The sequence below is a fragment of the Paraburkholderia sp. J10-1 genome (genome assembly GCF_905220165.1).
In the GTDB taxonomy this organism is placed as follows: Bacteria; Pseudomonadota; Gammaproteobacteria; order Burkholderiales; family Burkholderiaceae; genus Paraburkholderia.
In genome coordinates this window covers 137,892-151,750 of sequence record NZ_CAJMYW010000006.1, presented here as the reverse complement: position 1 = coordinate 151,750, position 13,859 = coordinate 137,892, and the positions used below count along the sequence as shown (strand labels likewise).

The window sequence follows — 13,859 nt, the reverse complement described above, 5'->3', positions numbered from 1 at the left end:
GGCGCCGCGTGATATCGCGGCGCCCGTCGTTTTACTGCAGGGTTCCTGGTTTCAGTCCGCGCGGCGGCGGAACACGAGATCCCACACGCCGTGGCCGAGCCGCAGACCGCGGCGTTCGAACTTCGTCACCGGTCGGTAGTCGGGGCGCGGCGCGTAGTCGGCGGCCGTGTTCTCGAGAGCGGGTTCCGCGCTGAGTACTTCGAGCATCTGCTCGGCGTAGTTCTGCCAGTCGGTTGCGCAATGCAGGTACGCACCCGGCTTCATGCGCGAGACGAGGTGCGCGACGAACTTCGGCTGAATCAGGCGGCGCTTGTGGTGGCGCGCCTTGTGCCACGGATCGGGGAAGAAGATGTGCACGCCGTCGAGGCTCGCCGGCGCGATCATGTGCTCGAGCACTTCCACGGCGTCGTGCTGGATGATGCGGATGTTCTCCAGATTCTGCTCGCCGATCAGCTTCAGCAACGCTCCCACGCCAGGTTCATGGACTTCGACGCCGAGGAAGTCGTCCTCCGGGCGCAATGCGGCGATTTCCGCCGTGCTCGCGCCCATCCCGAAGCCGATCTCCAGGATGCGCGGCGCGTGCCGCTCGAACACGGCGTCCCAGTCGGCGGCTTCCGGCGCGTAGGGCACGACGAAGCGCGGGCCGAGTTCGTCCATCGCACGACGCTGGCCGGTCGAGACGCGGCCGGCGCGAGTCACGAAGCTGCGGATGCGGCGGTGGTGCAGCGCGTCGCCGGCGGGCGACCCGGATTGCTCGTTCGTGTCGGAGGCGGCGTCTTGTGCGTCTGACGGTGTGCTGTCGGCACGGGCGGCGTCGTTGGGTTCGTGATTCATCTTCGCGGGTGGGTGTGAGAGCGGCGGATCTCGCGGCTGTCGATAATCGGGGCAGGCTTGGTGCTGGCCATTTCGCGGGCTATTCAGGGCAGCATATTGCCCGGCGCGAGGCGCTACGGTGTGGCCTGATGCCTTGTGGGCCGCTTTTGCGTTCGCCGGAACCGGCGGCGGCCATCGGCCCGGCGGGGCGGGCGCGGCGCACTTGAAGCGCAGCGGCTCCAAAGCCGTCGCGCATTATATCAGCGCGCTCGCACGGGTCCGGCGGCTGGCGGGCGGCGGCGGGGTGGCTGCTCCTCGCAGCGGCACCTCAAGCGGCCGAAACGACGACCCGCATGCGCGTGGGTTCGTTCAGCTCGAACGCATTCACACGCCCGGCGCGCACGTCGAACAGGAGGCGCATGAGGTCGGCGGCGGTGGCGCGCAGGCGCTCGGCTTCGGCTAATGGGCGTTCGTCGGCGTCGGCGAGAAGGGATTGGCGCGAGCGCACGATCAGGGCGATCGCGCTCGGCCGGGACATGAAAAATTGATCCATCGGAGGGCTGATGCGCCATAGGGCGCGCAGCGAGTCGTTATGCGGCAGTCGAGCGAAATGCGTGGCGGCTGACCTGCTCGCGGCGCGTGCGGGAGGACCCGAGGAGCGCCAAAGTGCATAGTGCAACGGAGGAATTCAGGTCGTGCCCGGCATGTGCCGGTCGGGCGGGCAAGGCGTCCCGGGAGGGGCGCAGTTCGAAAGCCCTGGCCTCGAAGAGAGGTCGGCAAGCCGACGTGGAGCGGGCGATGGGAATCGAACCCACGTCATCAGCTTGGGAAGCTGAGGTAATGGCCATTATACGACGCCCGCAGAGCGCGCCATTTTACGCGGTTTTGGCCGCTTTGCGCAACGCTGCGGTCAAACGACGCGGCGCGCTGGGCGCGCCGCCGGTGCACTGGCGTGTGCGTGGATACGTCCCCGGACGCCGCTCAGATACCAAACAGCGTGAGCGAAACAGCTGCGCGCGTGACCACCATCAGCAGCACCTGCACGATCACGAAGAGCAGAATCGGCGAGAGGTCGAGGCCGCCCAGGTTCGGCAGGATACGGCGCAGCGGGTTGAGGAACGGCGCCGTCAGCTGGAACAGCACCGGCATCGCCGCCGAGCGCGGATTGAGCCACGAGAGCAGCGCCATCAGGATCGTCAGCCAGATCAGCAGGTTCAGCGCCCACTTCACCAGCGTGAGCACGGCAACGATGAGAAGCGTCGGCAACAGAGCTAGCGGGTCCACGCCCGCGATCCAGACCATGAGCAGCACGTAGGCAATGGCCGAGATCAGCGCGGCGACCACGCTTGCCCAGTCGATGCCGCGCACGCCGGGGATCACGTGCCGCAGCGGCAGCACCAGCCAGTTGGTGACCTGCTGGATCGCGTGGGTCACGGGGTTGTACGGCGGCACACGCACGTACTGGAGCCAGGCGCGCAGCAGCAGGGCGGCGCCGAACAGCGTGAAGACCGTATTGAGCAGAAAGCGGGCGATATCGCCGAACATCGGTGTTGTTTCCTTCTTGTGTTGGGTGGCGGCGCACCTGGCGTGTGGCGGCCGATGAAAGGTCCAGTCGAAGTCCGCTCGTCCCAGCAGGCCGAGCGGAGCACGTCAGACGGACACCTTGACCTCGCTGATCAGAATGGTGCCATTTCCGCCGTCGGTGTAGTTGGGAATGTCGTCGAGGAGGGTGTCGGCATTCGGCTGAAATGCCGCGTAGAACGCGTCCATCGTCTCGAACAGAAAGTGTCCAGCCGCGACGTACGGCGGCGGCGTGCCCGGCGGCCCCGCATTGATGCCGATGTCGACCGACCAGCCCTTGAGCGATTCGCCAAAGAGCTTCGCCGCGAGCGGCATGTGGTGCGTGCAGTAGTACCCGGTGTCGAAACGCCCGTTCTCGCGATACGGATAGAGGATGCTGACCTTGATCATTGTGCGTTCTCGTCGGTGAGTCCCAAAGGCGCGCGTTGCGTGCGGTTGCGATGCGCGCGCCGTCGCCACATTACCACGGCTCACGCCTCGCCAGTATGGGCGAACGATGCAGCCGCACGGGTTTGGCACGCAGCTGCCGGTGCGGTTTCCGGCGTGCGCGCCGCACAGAATGGCTGCACTCGCAGCAGGCTTTTCTGCGAACAGATACAGTGTTTCCGACAGACCACGTCAGACAAGGGCCTTACGACCCGAGTGTTGCGCCGCAGCCGCGCGGTGCGAGAAATGTTCGCTTTCGTACCGAGCACGTGCCGACCGAGCGACTACAAATGACACTGACGGGCGCGACGTCACTACTGGTCGCTTCACGCGGCACGGTTTCTGCTGATGGCTGGCGGGCGCGCCTGTGCGCAGCACCCGAGCCCAGCACGGGGAAGCCGCAACGAACAGTGCGCGGCGCGTATACGGCGCCCGTGAGGCTATCTCGCAACACTGCCATTGTTGTCGCGGAATCTAAGCACAATACTTTTTATCGTTTCGGTTTCGTTGTTGCAGTCGTGCAATTGGGTTTGTTCCTGTCGGTAGTCCGATTCGGGGAGTCCACCATGAGCATCTTCGCTTACCGAAAGCATCTGCGGTTTCTCACGCCATTTCAGCGTCGCCGCTGGTGGGATCAGAAGAAGCGCCTGACGCCGCGCGTTCGCATCAGCGGCGCCTATGTGCCGCCGAACGTCACGCGCGAGTTCACCTACGTGAAGGTCGGATAGCGGAGAGTGTGTTGCAGTGCGGCGGCGATGTGCGCGCCGCCGGCAAGTCGGACGAGATGCCCGGTTCCAGGACCGGGCATCGTCGTTTACAGTCTCGCCGCGCGCAGGCGGCTGCAGTTCGAAGGTCGGCAGCCCAACCAATTTGTAATCAAACATTACCGGGAGACTCGCCTCCCGACGCCCTCTCGCAGGTAACAATGACAGCGCCCTCGTTTTTGTAACGAATGGCGTCGTGATCGGGCGCATGTGCGGCGATTTTTCGCGGCAGCCGCGCCCACTGGGCTTGACGCGCGATTAAGCGCCCCCCAAGTAGCATTGCAATTCGAAACAAATGGCTACCAATGCCGGCCGCCGTTTTCGATACATTGAATGCGTGGGCAGTGCCCGTAATATGCGCGTCGCCGCTGGCGGCCGCCAGGAGAAGAGAAGTGAAAAAGACCGTATCGTTCATCGTTGCCGCCGCGCTGGGTGTGGGGTTCGTCAGCGCGGCCCAGGCGCACGTCTCGGTGGGTATCGGCATTGGCATTCCGGTGGCCCCGGTTTATCCCGTCTATGCTGCGCCGGTCTACGCACCGCCGCCCCCGCCCGTGGTCTATGCGCCGCCGCCGGTGGTGTACGCTCCGCCGCCTGCTGTCGTCGTGGGCGGCTACTACGGCCGTCCGTACTGGCATCACGGCTACTACCGCGGCGGCGGCTATTACGGCCATGGGTACTACGGCCACGGCGGCTACTACCGTCGTTGAGCGTGACGGGCGGGGCACGCCGCCCGGCCGCAAGTTTGACGAACAGCGCAACGCCGGCTCACGCCGCGTTGCGCTGTTTGTTTTTTGGCGTTCGCGTTCGCCGCCTGCACGGCGCGCGTGACGCGGATTACGTCGCGCCCGCGCCCTGCAGGATCAGGTCGCGATAGCCGTGCACGATCACGCTGTACGAGAAGTACGCGAACAGCAGCGCCGAAAGCACGTGACAGGCGCGCAGCAGGCCGGTGCCGGCCCGTTTGCGGCCGTGACTGGCCAGTCCGCAAAGGAACAAGGTCCAGCCGAGCCCGCCCGCAAAAAAGCCCAGCAGAAAGAGTGAGGCAGCGCCGGCGCTCGTCGCCCCCGACTTGGCGATAAGGGCGCCGCCGACAGCGGCAAACCAGAGAATGGCGCTCGGCGACGACAGTGCGAGCAGCACGCCGCGCCCGAAGCTGCGCCATGGGTTGGGCAGCGGCGCGGCGTTGTCGGGTTCGCCTTCCACGGGCGGCGCCGACGCCGGATTGAGCGCCTCGCGCGCCATCTTCCACGTGAGCATGAGCAGCAGGGCGGCGCCGCCGATCCACACGATCCAGCGCACGGCCGAAAACTGCAGCAGCGCGGCCATGCCCGCAAGCGCGAGCGCGGCATAGATGAGGTCGCCGAGACACGAGCCGAGCCCCAGCCAGAAGCCCGAACGGAAGCCGTGCGTGAGCGTGAGCGAGATGATGGCGACGTTGACGAGACCGATGTCGAGGCAAAGCGAAAGCGACAGAAAAAAGCCGTCGGAAAGCAGGGAAACGTGAGACATGAAAACGATTTCTTGTTGGTATGGGACTGCGTGCCGCACCCGCCCGCATCGGAGGCAAGCGGGCGTCGCGGCTCAAACGTGCTTCAAACGCCGATGCACAGATACTTCAGCTCGACATATTCGTCGATGCCGTACTTCGACCCCTCGCGCCCGAGGCCCGACTGCTTCACGCCGCCAAACGGCGCGACCTCGTTCGAAATAAGTCCGGTGTTGATCCCGACCATGCCGTACTCGAGCGCTTCTGCCACGCGCCAGACGCGGCCGATGTCGCGGCTATAGAAGTAGGAGGCGAGGCCGAATTCGGTGTCGTTGGCGAGGCCGATGACTTCGGCTTCGTCGCTGAAGCGGAAGACCGCCGCAACCGGGCCGAAGGTTTCCTCGCGCGCGATCAGCATGTCGCGCGTGACGTCGGCAAGCACGGTGGGCTCGACATAGCGCCCCGAGCTGACCTTGCCGCCCGCCACGAGCCTCGCGCCCTGGGCGGTTGCGTCGCTGATGTGCTGCACGACCTTGGCGACGGCCGCGTCGTCGATCAGCGGCCCCTGGTTCACGCCATTCTCGAAGCCGTTGCCCACCGTGATCTTGCGTGAGGCGGCGGCGAGCTTCTCGACGAAGGCGTCGTACACCTTGTCGTGCACATAGAAGCGGTTCGTGCAGACACAGGTCTGGCCCGCGTTGCGGTACTTCGAGATCATTGCGCCTTCCACGGCGGCGTCGAGATCGGCGTCGTCGAACACGATGAAGGGGGCGTGGCCGCCCAGCTCGAGGGCGATTTTCTTGACCGTCGGCGCGCACTGTTCCATGAGGATGCGGCCCACCGGCGTCGATCCGGTGAACGAGAGATGGCGCACGATATCGCTTTCGCACAGCGCTTTGCCGATCTCGATGGAGTTCGCCGAGTCGGCGGTGACCACGTTGAACACGCCCTTGGGCACCCCCGCGCGCTGCGCCAGTTCGGCGAGCGCGAGTGCGCAAAGCGGCGTCTGCTCAGCGGGCTTCACGACGATCGTGCAGCCCGCGGCGACGGCTGGCGCGACCTTGCGCGTGATCATCGCGATCGGGAAATTCCACGGGGTGATCGAGGCGCACACGCCGATCGGCTGCTTGAGCACGACGAGCTTGCGGTCGCTGGCGGGGCTCGCGAGCACGTCGCCGTTCACGCGCTTGGCCTCTTCGGCAAACCACTCCAGGAACGACGCGCCGTAGATCACTTCGCCGCGCGCTTCGGCGAGCGGCTTGCCTTGCTCGGCGGTCATGATCGCGGCGAGGTCGTCGGCGTGCTCGATCACGAGGTCGAACCAGCGCCGCAGCACGGCCGCACGCTCCTTGCCGGTCTTCGCGCGCCATGCCGGCAGTGCGGCATTCGCGGCCGCGATGGCGCGATGCGCCTCATCGGCGCCAAAGTCGGGCAGGCTCGCAATTTCGCTGTTGTCGGCGGGGTCGAGCACGGCGAACGTGGCCGCTCCGCCACTCCACTCGCCGTCGATGTACGCGCGGGTCTTGAAGAGGGCGGGATCGTTCAGTTGCGTCAGGCGCTCCGATGCGGACAAGCTCATCTTCGAGTCTCCTCAGGTTCACTGGCGCCGCGGCTCATGCCATGCACGAGGCGCGACGCGGTAAGCGCGGCGTCGCGAAAAAGGCGTCGCGGATCAATCGGCCGGCGTGGCGCTCGAGGCTTCACGCCTGGCAATCAACGCCCGGTAACGCCGGGTCGCGAGGCGCGGCGCGCTAGCTGCGGCCAAGGCCGAGCTCGTCGTAGAGACGGTCGACGCGCGTCTTCACGGCCGCATCCATCTCGATGGCGCGGCCCCATTCCCGGTCCGTTTCTCCGGGCCACTTGTTGGTGGCGTCCAGCCCCATCTTCGAGCCGAGACCGGCCACTGGAGAAGCGAAGTCGAGATAGTCGATCGGCGTGTTCTCGACGAGGACCGTGTCGCGCGCCGGATCGATGCGCGTGGTGATCGCCCAGATCACTTCCTTCCAGTCGCGGATGTCCACGTCATCGTCGACTACGACGATGAACTTTGTATACATGAACTGGCGCAGGAAGCTCCATACCCCGAACATCACGCGCTTGGCGTGCCCGGGGTAGCTCTTCTTTATCTGCACGATCGCCATGCGGTAGCTGCACCCCTCAGGCGGCAGATAGAAGTCGGTGATCTCGGGAAACTGCTTCTGCAAGAGCGGCACGAACACTTCGTTGAGCGCCACGCCGAGCACGGCGGGCTCGTCGGGCGGCTTGCCCGTGTACGTCGAATGGTAGATCGCATCGCGGCGCATGGTGATGCGCTCGACCGTGAAGACGGGGAACCACTCCTGTTCGTTGTAGTAGCCCGTGTGGTCGCCGTAAGGGCCTTCGAGCGCGTGCTCGTACGAGGCGCTCGCGCCTTTGGCGGGGCGCGGCGGCGCGCCAGCCGGTGCGGGGCCGGGCTCGCCCGCCTGCGGGTAGATGAAGCCCTCGAGCACGATCTCGGCGCGCGCGGGCACCTGGAGCGTGTCGACGCCGGGCGTCAGGCACTTCGCAAGCTCGGTGCGGGCGCCACGCAACAGGCCCGCGAACTGGTACTCGGACAGCGTGTCGGGCACCGGCGTGACGGCGCCGAGGATCGTGGCGGGGTCGGCGCCGAGCACGACCGCCACCGGATACGGCTTGCCAGGGTTCTTCAGCGCGAACTCGCGGAAGTCGAGCGCGCCGCCGCGATGCGCGAGCCAGCGCATGATGAGCTTGTTGCGGCCAACGAGCTGCTGGCGGTAGATGCCGAGATTCTGGCGCGTCTTGTTGGGACCGCGCGTGACAGTCAGGCCCCACGTGACGAGCGGGCCAGCGTCGCCGGGCCAGCAGGTCTGGATCGGCAGCTTCGCGAGATCGACGTCGTCGCCTTCCCAGACAATCTCCTGGCAGGGCGGTGCGCTCACGGTCTTCGGCGCCATGTCCCAGACAGCCTTGGCGAGCGTGAGGAGCTTGCCAGCGTCCTTCAGTCCGCGCGGCGGCTCGGGCTCCTTGAGCGCCGAGAGCAGGCGTCCCACGTCGCGCAGCGACTCCAGCGCGGCGCCGTCGCCGCCGCTCTCCGGCGCGTCGATGCCCATGCCGAGTGCGACGCGCCGGGGTGTGCCGAACAGATTGCCGAGCACCGGGAACGCGTGCGTCGAACGGTTCTCAAAGAGTAGGGCCGGGCCGCCGGCGCGCAGGACGCGGTCGCACAGCTCGGTCATTTCCAGCACCGGAGAGACAGCTTGCGGAACGCGGCGCAATTCGCCGAGCGTCTCCAGGCGACCAACGAAGTCGCGCAGGTCTTTGTATTTCATTGGGGGCCAGTCTTGGACAACTCAGTGGGCAACTCGCTGGGCAACCCGGCAGGCGCGGCTCGCGCAGCCAGTACAGGGGCTGGATCGGACAGCTGCACGGCGGTTGCAGGATTGCTGCGGTTCACGGCCGGCGCTTGAAGCCGGGCGAAACGCGGCGTAACGATTGTCGATTTTACCTGTGTTGGTTGGCGCACGCTGATAGCCAATCCGCATAACAAGCCGCAGACCCCCTTGGCGCGCGGTTTCCGACCGATTGAACGGTGTTCATCATTACAATTAGTTATAGATTTGACAATCTATAGTATTGACGATCTATAACAGGCTGCTAGAATCCGTCCACACTGGTTGCAGGGTTTGAAATTTTTAACCACCTTCCCGGCCCTTCAGACGCAACGCGTCGCCGTTTTGCCGAACCCCTGCACGGCTTGCATACGGTCTAGATTGGTTGTTCTTGTCAGCGCCCCTTTGCGCTGGCTTTTCGCGTGAGAACTCCCGGCGCGCGCACATTGCGTGCCTGGTTGTCCAGGAGGAGTTCCACTCACGGCGACTTGCCGTTTTCCCGACACCGCTGCCGCACCAGCCAGGGCGCGCGGTGTCTTGATCCTGTGATTGGCCGTCTGCCTTGTGCCGACTCCTTTGCCGGATCATGCAACATGGGGAGATCTGTAGATGAATACCTGGTTATCGTGGTGGCGCGCCGACGAGCGTGTAGCTCTGGGTCTGCGTGCGCTGCTGCGTCGTGGCACGCGTCTTAGCCATCACCTGTTCAGCATTGTTGGCGGCTGTGCCGTTCTGTTCGCGCTTGCCGTCTGGCTGCTGCCCACGTGGCGCGGCACGCTGGCCGCTCGCGTGATGCCCTTCGTTTCCGCGGCGGTGCAGGCCGGTCCGGCGCGCCTGTTGCAAGGCAACCCGCTGCCCTCGTTCGCGCCCCGCGGCGCCGCGATCAACGACGACAACGCCGACGGCGCGATGCTGCCCACGGCGCTTGCGCCCGCCAACGGTGCCGCCGGCCCTGTTGGCGCTACGGGCGTTGCGCCCGCGGGCTCCAACGGCCCGGTCGCGAAGGTTGCGACCGCCGTGTCGAACGGCGGCATCGCCACACTCGACGCCGTGGCGCTCAACGGCCTCGATCCGCGTGCTCTGCCGAGCAATGTCGGTTCGCTCGCGCGCATGATTCCGCCCCAGCGCATCACGCCCGACGCACGCGACGACCGCGTACTCGTCTCGGCGCGCGAACAGGCGCTCGTCGCTACCTATCTGGCGCGCCGCTACCGCGTAGCGCAGGAACCGGTTGGCGAACTCGTAAAGGCGGCGTTCGACACCGGCCGTGAAGTGGGGCTTGATCCGCTGCTGCTGCTCGCCGTGATGGCGATCGAATCGGGCTTTAACCCCTACGCCGAAAGCGGTGTGGGTGCGCAGGGCCTCATGCAGGTCATGTCGAAGGTGCACTCGGACAAGTTCCAGTATTTCGGCGGCCAAAGGGCGGCGCTCGATCCGCTCGCGAACATCAAGGTCGGTGCGCTGGTGCTCAAGGATTGCATCGCGCGCGGCGGTTCGCTGCCGGGCGGCCTGCGCCTCTACGTTGGTTCGAGTTCACCCGACGACGGCGGCTACGGCGCCAAGGTAATGGCCGAGCGCGGGCGTCTGCGCGACGTCGCACGCGGCCGCAACGTGCCGATCAACGCGCCGCAGGCGCCCGTCACCAGCACGGCCAGCACGCCTGCGCCGCAGAAGGTGGCGAGCATCAACGGCGAGAAGCGCGTGCACGTGACGCTCGACAACGCCCACGCGATGGTCGAGAAGTCGTCGGCGAACAGCGGTTCCGAGCAGGACGACGCCAGCACGAGCACGACGGCTCAGAAACACGGTTCGTCGGAACTGGGTGCCTGAGTACCGGGCTGAAAGATCAGACGTAACAAAAAAGGCACCCTCGGGTGCCTTTTTCTTTTTCTGTTTGCCGACCCGCGCGGATCAGCGGCCGAAGAACGTATGCAGCCGGCCGACCGCTTCTTCCAGACGTTCGTACGCCGTGGCATACGAGAGCCGTACATATTGGCGCGGCGCGGCGACGCCAAAGTCCATGCCGGGCACCATCACCGTGCCCGCGTCATGCAGCATCGCGCGGGTGAGCGCGTCGCTGTCGCCGGCAGCGAGGTGCGTGACATTCGAGCAGTCTGCGTAGACGTAGAATGCGCCGTCGGGTACCACGGGCACCGTGAAGCCGAGCGACTCGAGCGCCGGTACGATGAAGTCTCGGCGGCGCTTGAATTCCAGCCGGCGCGCTTCGTAGATCTTGAGCGTGTCCGCCTCGAAGCAGGCAAGCGCGGCATGCTGTGCGAGCGCCGACGCGCAGATGAACAGGTTCTGCGCAAGCTTCTCGAATGCGCCCACCAGCGAGGGCGGCACCACGAGCCAGCCCAGGCGCCAGCCGGTCATGTTGAAGTACTTCGAGAAGCTGTTGACGGTCACCACGTCGTCGCCGAATGAAAGCGCGGAGACGGGCGGCGCGTCGTACGAAAGCCCCTGATAGATCTCGTCGACGATCGTGAAGCCGCCGCGCGCGCGTACGGTTTGCACGATGCGCTTGAGTTCGTCGGGTTCGATCGACGTGCCGGTGGGGTTCGACGGCGAGGCGAGCAGCACGCCGCGCGTGCGCGGCGACCACAGGCGCTCGACATCGGCGGCGGTGAGCTGGTAGCGCGCCTCGGGACCGCTTGGCACCAGCACCGGCTTGCCTTCCGCGGCGGCCACGAAATGCCGGTTGCACGGATAGCAGGGGTCGGGCATCAGCACTTCGTCGTCGCGGTCGACGAGCGCCGTGCATGCGAGCAGGAGCGCCGCCGAGGCGCCCGCCGTCACGACGATGCGCGCGGGGTCGACCGTAAGGCCGTAGGCGTGCTGGTAGTGCGCGGCGATCGCCTCGCGCAGCGCGTGGATACCGAGTGCGCTCGTGTATTGGGTGACGCCGCGGCGCAATGCGGCTGCGGCGGCCTCGACGACGGGCTCGGGCGCCGTGAAGTCCGGCTCGCCGATGCCCATGTGGATGATGTCGCGTCCGGCGCGCTCGAGCTTCGCGGCTTCCTTCGCCAGTTCCATGACGTAGAAAGGCTGGATCTCGTCGACGCGCGCGGCTAGCCGCAGCAGCGGTTCGGCAACGATGTTCATGCGGGTCTTTCCAGTACTGACAGATCACGCGGCGCGCGGGGCAGGGCGCTCAGGCGCACCGCTTGCCCCGGCGGCTCGCGTTCTTACGACTTGCGGGCGTTTTGTGCTTCGGTGGCGCGCAGTTGCGCCGCGAGCTTGTCGAGCACGCCGTTCACGTACTTGTAGCCGTCCGAGCCGCCAAAGGTCTTCGTGAGCTCGACCGCCTCGTTGATCACGACGCGATACGGAATGTCGACGTGATGCTTGAACTCGTAGGTCGCGACGAGCAGCACGGCGCGTTCGACGGGCGAAAGCTGCTCGATCGGACGGTCGAGGCACGGCGTGATGGAGGCGGACAGTTCGTCCGACTCGCGGATGACGCCGTGCAGGATCGCGTCCAGATGCTCGTGATCGGCCTTGTCGTACCCCTGCGAACCGCGCAGTTGCGCGTCGATCTCGCCGGCGGGCACACCCGACAGCAGCCACTGATACAACCCCTGCGTGGCCAGTTCGCGGGAGCGGCGGCGCGCGCTCTTCATTGCTGTTCCTCTTCGTCTTCCTCGTCTTCTTCTTCGTCGTCGCCGCCGTCAAGCTGCTCCAACGCCACCGTCAGGTTCGCCATTTCAACGGCGACACGCGCGGCGTCACGACCCTTTTCGGTCATGCGGGCCACGGCCTGCTCGTCGTTTTCGGTGGTGAGCACGGCGTTCGCGATAGGTACGTTGAAGTCGAGCGAGACGCGCGAGATGCCCGAGCCGCTTTCGTTCGAGACGAGTTCGAAGTGGTACGTCTCGCCGCGCACGACCGCGCCGAGCGCGATGAGGGCGTCGAACTGGCCGCTTTCGGCGAGCTTTTGCAGCGCGAGCGGGATTTCGAGTGCGCCCGGCACGGTGACGAGCAGCACGTCTTCGCCCGTCACGCCGAGGCGCTCGAGCTCTTCGATGCAGGCGTCGGCAAGGCCGTTGCAGACGGGTTCGTTAAAGCGCGACTGGACGATGCCGATGCGCAGTCCGTCGCCGTCGAGGTTCGGTTGGTATTGTCCGATTTCCATGTGGTGTCCGTAAGTTCGGTTGAGCGTGGTGACGCGTGAAATGAGCGCGATGCGACTTCAGGCGCGCGACGAGGCAGGGTCAGCGGCTTCCGGCGGGCAGGGCGCTTCTGCATTGCCGCCGGGCATCGGCACGAAGCCGGTGACTTCGAGGCCGTAGCCCGACATGCTGCCGAGGCGGCGCGGCTTCGAGAGCACCTGCATGCGGCCCACGCCGAGTTCGCGAAGGATCTGCGCGCCGATGCCGTAGGTCTTGAAGTCCACGGGCCGGCGCGCGAGCGCCTCCGCGCGCTCTTTCTGGTCGAACGCCTTGAAGACGTCGATCAGGTGTTCCTTGGGTTCGCCGCAGTTGAGCATGACGATCACGCCCACGTCGCGCGAGGCGATCTCGCGCATGGCGGCGTCGAGCGTCCAGGAGTGCGTGGACGAGCCCGTTTCGAGCAGGTCCAGCACCGAGAGCGGCTCGTGCACGCGCACGGGCGTATCGATGCCGGGCTTGGGCGTGCCGCGCACGAGCGCAATGTGCGGCGTGCGCGTGGGGTGATCGACGTACATGATCGCGCGGAACGGGCCGTGCGCCGTTTGCATGGTGCGTTCGGCCACGCGCTCGACGATCGATTCGGTGCGGCTGCGATAGTGGATCAGGTCGGCGATGGTGCCGACCTTCAGGCCGTGCTCCTGTGCGAACTCCATGAGGTCGGGCAGGCGCGCCATCGTGCCGTCGTCCTTGATGACCTCGCAGATCACGGAGGCAGGCGTCAGGCCCGCGAGCGCCGTGAAGTCGCAGCCCGCTTCGGTGTGGCCCGCGCGCACGAGCACGCCGCCCGGCTGCGCCATGATCGGGAACACGTGGCCGGGCTGCACGATGTGCTCGGCGCGCGCGTCGTGCGCAACGGCGGCCTGGATCGTGCGGGCGCGGTCGGCGGCGGAAATGCCGGTCGTGACGCCTTCCGCGGCTTCGATGCTGACCGTGAACGCCGTGCCGTACTGCGTGCCGTTGCGGTAGGTCATGAGCGGCAGGTTGAGCAGCTTGCAGCGCTCCTGGGTGAGCGTGAGGCAGATCAGCCCGCGGCCGTACTTCGCCATGAAGTTGATGGCTTCAGGCGTGACGAACTCCGCAGCGATGACGAGGTCGCCCTCGTTTTCCCGGTCTTCTTCGTCGACGAGGATGACCATCTTGCCGGCTTTGAGCTCGGCGATGATCTCAGGGGTGGAGGCGAGCGTCATGTTGGGATTCTGGCTGCGATTCTGGCTGGAAAGGCCACATT

General features: G+C 66.2%; 15 protein-coding genes and 1 tRNA gene. 3 read left to right on the top strand and 13 right to left on the bottom strand.

The window, feature by feature from the left end:
- Positions 1 to 51: 51 nt before the first annotated feature.
- The 5 genes from trmB to U5A65_RS20260 form a co-directional block, all read right to left on the bottom strand.
- Complete coding sequence (gene trmB, locus U5A65_RS20280) at positions 52 to 834, bottom strand: tRNA (guanosine(46)-N7)-methyltransferase TrmB (protein WP_321947118.1); 783 nt, start codon at positions 832 to 834, stop codon at positions 52 to 54.
- Between the two features lie 307 nt (positions 835 to 1,141).
- Entirely contained in the window at positions 1,142 to 1,351 is a 210-nt protein-coding gene (locus tag U5A65_RS20275; RefSeq protein ID WP_321913941.1) for a hypothetical protein, read from the bottom strand.
- 249 nt (positions 1,352 to 1,600) lie between these two features.
- Positions 1,601 to 1,675 (bottom strand) — tRNA-Gly (locus tag U5A65_RS20270).
- A 119-nt stretch (positions 1,676 to 1,794) separates the two neighbouring features.
- Positions 1,795 to 2,358 (bottom strand): YggT family protein, encoded by a 564-nt coding sequence (locus U5A65_RS20265; protein WP_321913940.1) that lies wholly within the window; start codon positions 2,356 to 2,358, stop codon positions 1,795 to 1,797.
- A 105-nt stretch (positions 2,359 to 2,463) separates the two neighbouring features.
- Positions 2,464 to 2,784: an EthD family reductase gene (locus U5A65_RS20260; RefSeq protein WP_321913939.1), complete on the bottom strand. Its 321-nt coding sequence runs from the start codon at positions 2,782 to 2,784 to the stop codon at positions 2,464 to 2,466.
- A gap of 326 nt (positions 2,785 to 3,110) precedes the next feature.
- Here U5A65_RS20260 and U5A65_RS20255 point away from each other — a divergent pair, with 326 nt between their 5' ends.
- A complete protein-coding gene (locus tag U5A65_RS20255; RefSeq protein WP_321913994.1) occupies positions 3,111 to 3,548 on the top strand; it encodes a hypothetical protein in 438 nt (145 codons plus the stop codon).
- A gap of 148 nt (positions 3,549 to 3,696) precedes the next feature.
- Here U5A65_RS20255 and U5A65_RS20250 read toward each other — a convergent pair whose 3' ends face one another.
- Complete coding sequence (locus U5A65_RS20250) at positions 3,697 to 3,999, bottom strand: hypothetical protein (RefSeq protein ID WP_321913938.1); 303 nt, start codon at positions 3,997 to 3,999, stop codon at positions 3,697 to 3,699.
- On the opposite strand from U5A65_RS20250, the gene U5A65_RS20245 reads away from it, so the two are divergent.
- A complete protein-coding gene (locus tag U5A65_RS20245) occupies positions 3,977 to 4,291 on the top strand; it encodes a hypothetical protein (protein ID WP_321913937.1) in 315 nt (104 codons plus the stop codon). The two genes, U5A65_RS20250 and U5A65_RS20245, sit on opposite strands and share 23 nt — an antisense overlap.
- A gap of 127 nt (positions 4,292 to 4,418) precedes the next feature.
- Here the strand turns inward: U5A65_RS20245 and U5A65_RS20240 are convergent, their stop codons facing one another.
- From U5A65_RS20240 to U5A65_RS20230, 3 genes are all read right to left on the bottom strand, one after another.
- Positions 4,419 to 5,093, bottom strand: a complete 675-nt coding sequence (locus U5A65_RS20240) for a LysE family translocator (RefSeq protein ID WP_321913936.1) — start codon at positions 5,091 to 5,093, stop codon at positions 4,419 to 4,421.
- An 83-nt stretch (positions 5,094 to 5,176) separates the two neighbouring features.
- Positions 5,177 to 6,649, bottom strand: a complete 1,473-nt coding sequence (locus U5A65_RS20235) for an NAD-dependent succinate-semialdehyde dehydrogenase (RefSeq protein ID WP_321947116.1) — start codon at positions 6,647 to 6,649, stop codon at positions 5,177 to 5,179.
- Between the two features lie 172 nt (positions 6,650 to 6,821).
- Positions 6,822 to 8,399 carry a UbiD family decarboxylase gene (locus tag U5A65_RS20230; protein ID WP_321913933.1) on the bottom strand — a complete coding sequence of 526 codons (1,578 nt, stop codon included), beginning with the start codon at positions 8,397 to 8,399 and terminating at the stop codon, positions 6,822 to 6,824.
- 669 nt (positions 8,400 to 9,068) lie between these two features.
- On the opposite strand from U5A65_RS20230, the gene U5A65_RS20225 reads away from it, so the two are divergent.
- On the top strand, positions 9,069 to 10,289 hold the full coding sequence (locus U5A65_RS20225; RefSeq protein ID WP_321913932.1) for a lytic transglycosylase domain-containing protein: 1,221 nt from the start codon (positions 9,069 to 9,071) through the stop codon (positions 10,287 to 10,289).
- 81 nt (positions 10,290 to 10,370) lie between these two features.
- Here the strand turns inward: U5A65_RS20225 and U5A65_RS20220 are convergent, their stop codons facing one another.
- The 4 genes from U5A65_RS20220 to ribBA form a co-directional block, all read right to left on the bottom strand.
- Positions 10,371 to 11,564, bottom strand: a complete 1,194-nt coding sequence (locus tag U5A65_RS20220; RefSeq protein WP_321947114.1) for a pyridoxal phosphate-dependent aminotransferase — start codon at positions 11,562 to 11,564, stop codon at positions 10,371 to 10,373.
- Between the two features lie 83 nt (positions 11,565 to 11,647).
- Positions 11,648 to 12,082, bottom strand: coding sequence for a transcription antitermination factor NusB (nusB, locus tag U5A65_RS20215; protein ID WP_028205233.1), 435 nt, complete (start codon positions 12,080 to 12,082; stop codon positions 11,648 to 11,650).
- Positions 12,079 to 12,594 (bottom strand): 6,7-dimethyl-8-ribityllumazine synthase, encoded by a 516-nt coding sequence (gene ribH, locus U5A65_RS20210; RefSeq protein ID WP_321913930.1) that lies wholly within the window; start codon positions 12,592 to 12,594, stop codon positions 12,079 to 12,081. The genes nusB and ribH overlap by 4 nt, the downstream gene beginning before the upstream one ends.
- A 57-nt stretch (positions 12,595 to 12,651) precedes the next feature.
- The gene (gene ribBA / locus U5A65_RS20205; protein WP_321913929.1) at positions 12,652 to 13,818 is read right to left on the bottom strand and encodes a bifunctional 3,4-dihydroxy-2-butanone-4-phosphate synthase/GTP cyclohydrolase II; all 1,167 of its coding nucleotides are present in this window, start codon (positions 13,816 to 13,818) and stop codon (positions 12,652 to 12,654) included.
- Positions 13,819 to 13,859: the final 41 nt, after the last annotated feature.

Coding starts and splice junctions, on each gene's coding strand:
- trmB (WP_321947118.1), bottom strand. CDS start 834: ATGAATCACGAACCCAACGACGCCGCCCGTGCCGACAGCACACCGTCA.
- U5A65_RS20275 (WP_321913941.1), bottom strand. CDS start 1,351: ATGTCCCGGCCGAGCGCGATCGCCCTGATCGTGCGCTCGCGCCAATCC.
- U5A65_RS20265 (WP_321913940.1), bottom strand. CDS start 2,358: ATGTTCGGCGATATCGCCCGCTTTCTGCTCAATACGGTCTTCACGCTG.
- U5A65_RS20260 (WP_321913939.1), bottom strand. CDS start 2,784: ATGATCAAGGTCAGCATCCTCTATCCGTATCGCGAGAACGGGCGTTTC.
- U5A65_RS20255 (WP_321913994.1), top strand. CDS start 3,111: ATGACACTGACGGGCGCGACGTCACTACTGGTCGCTTCACGCGGCACG.
- U5A65_RS20250 (WP_321913938.1), bottom strand. CDS start 3,999: ATGAACGATACGGTCTTTTTCACTTCTCTTCTCCTGGCGGCCGCCAGC.
- U5A65_RS20240 (WP_321913936.1), bottom strand. CDS start 5,093: ATGTCTCACGTTTCCCTGCTTTCCGACGGCTTTTTTCTGTCGCTTTCG.
- U5A65_RS20235 (WP_321947116.1), bottom strand. CDS start 6,649: ATGAGCTTGTCCGCATCGGAGCGCCTGACGCAACTGAACGATCCCGCC.
- U5A65_RS20230 (WP_321913933.1), bottom strand. CDS start 8,399: ATGAAATACAAAGACCTGCGCGACTTCGTTGGTCGCCTGGAGACGCTC.
- U5A65_RS20225 (WP_321913932.1), top strand. CDS start 9,069: ATGAATACCTGGTTATCGTGGTGGCGCGCCGACGAGCGTGTAGCTCTG.
- U5A65_RS20220 (WP_321947114.1), bottom strand. CDS start 11,564: ATGAACATCGTTGCCGAACCGCTGCTGCGGCTAGCCGCGCGCGTCGAC.
- nusB (WP_028205233.1), bottom strand. CDS start 12,082: ATGAAGAGCGCGCGCCGCCGCTCCCGCGAACTGGCCACGCAGGGGTTG.
- ribH (WP_321913930.1), bottom strand. CDS start 12,594: ATGGAAATCGGACAATACCAACCGAACCTCGACGGCGACGGACTGCGC.
- ribBA (WP_321913929.1), bottom strand. CDS start 13,818: ATGACGCTCGCCTCCACCCCTGAGATCATCGCCGAGCTCAAAGCCGGC.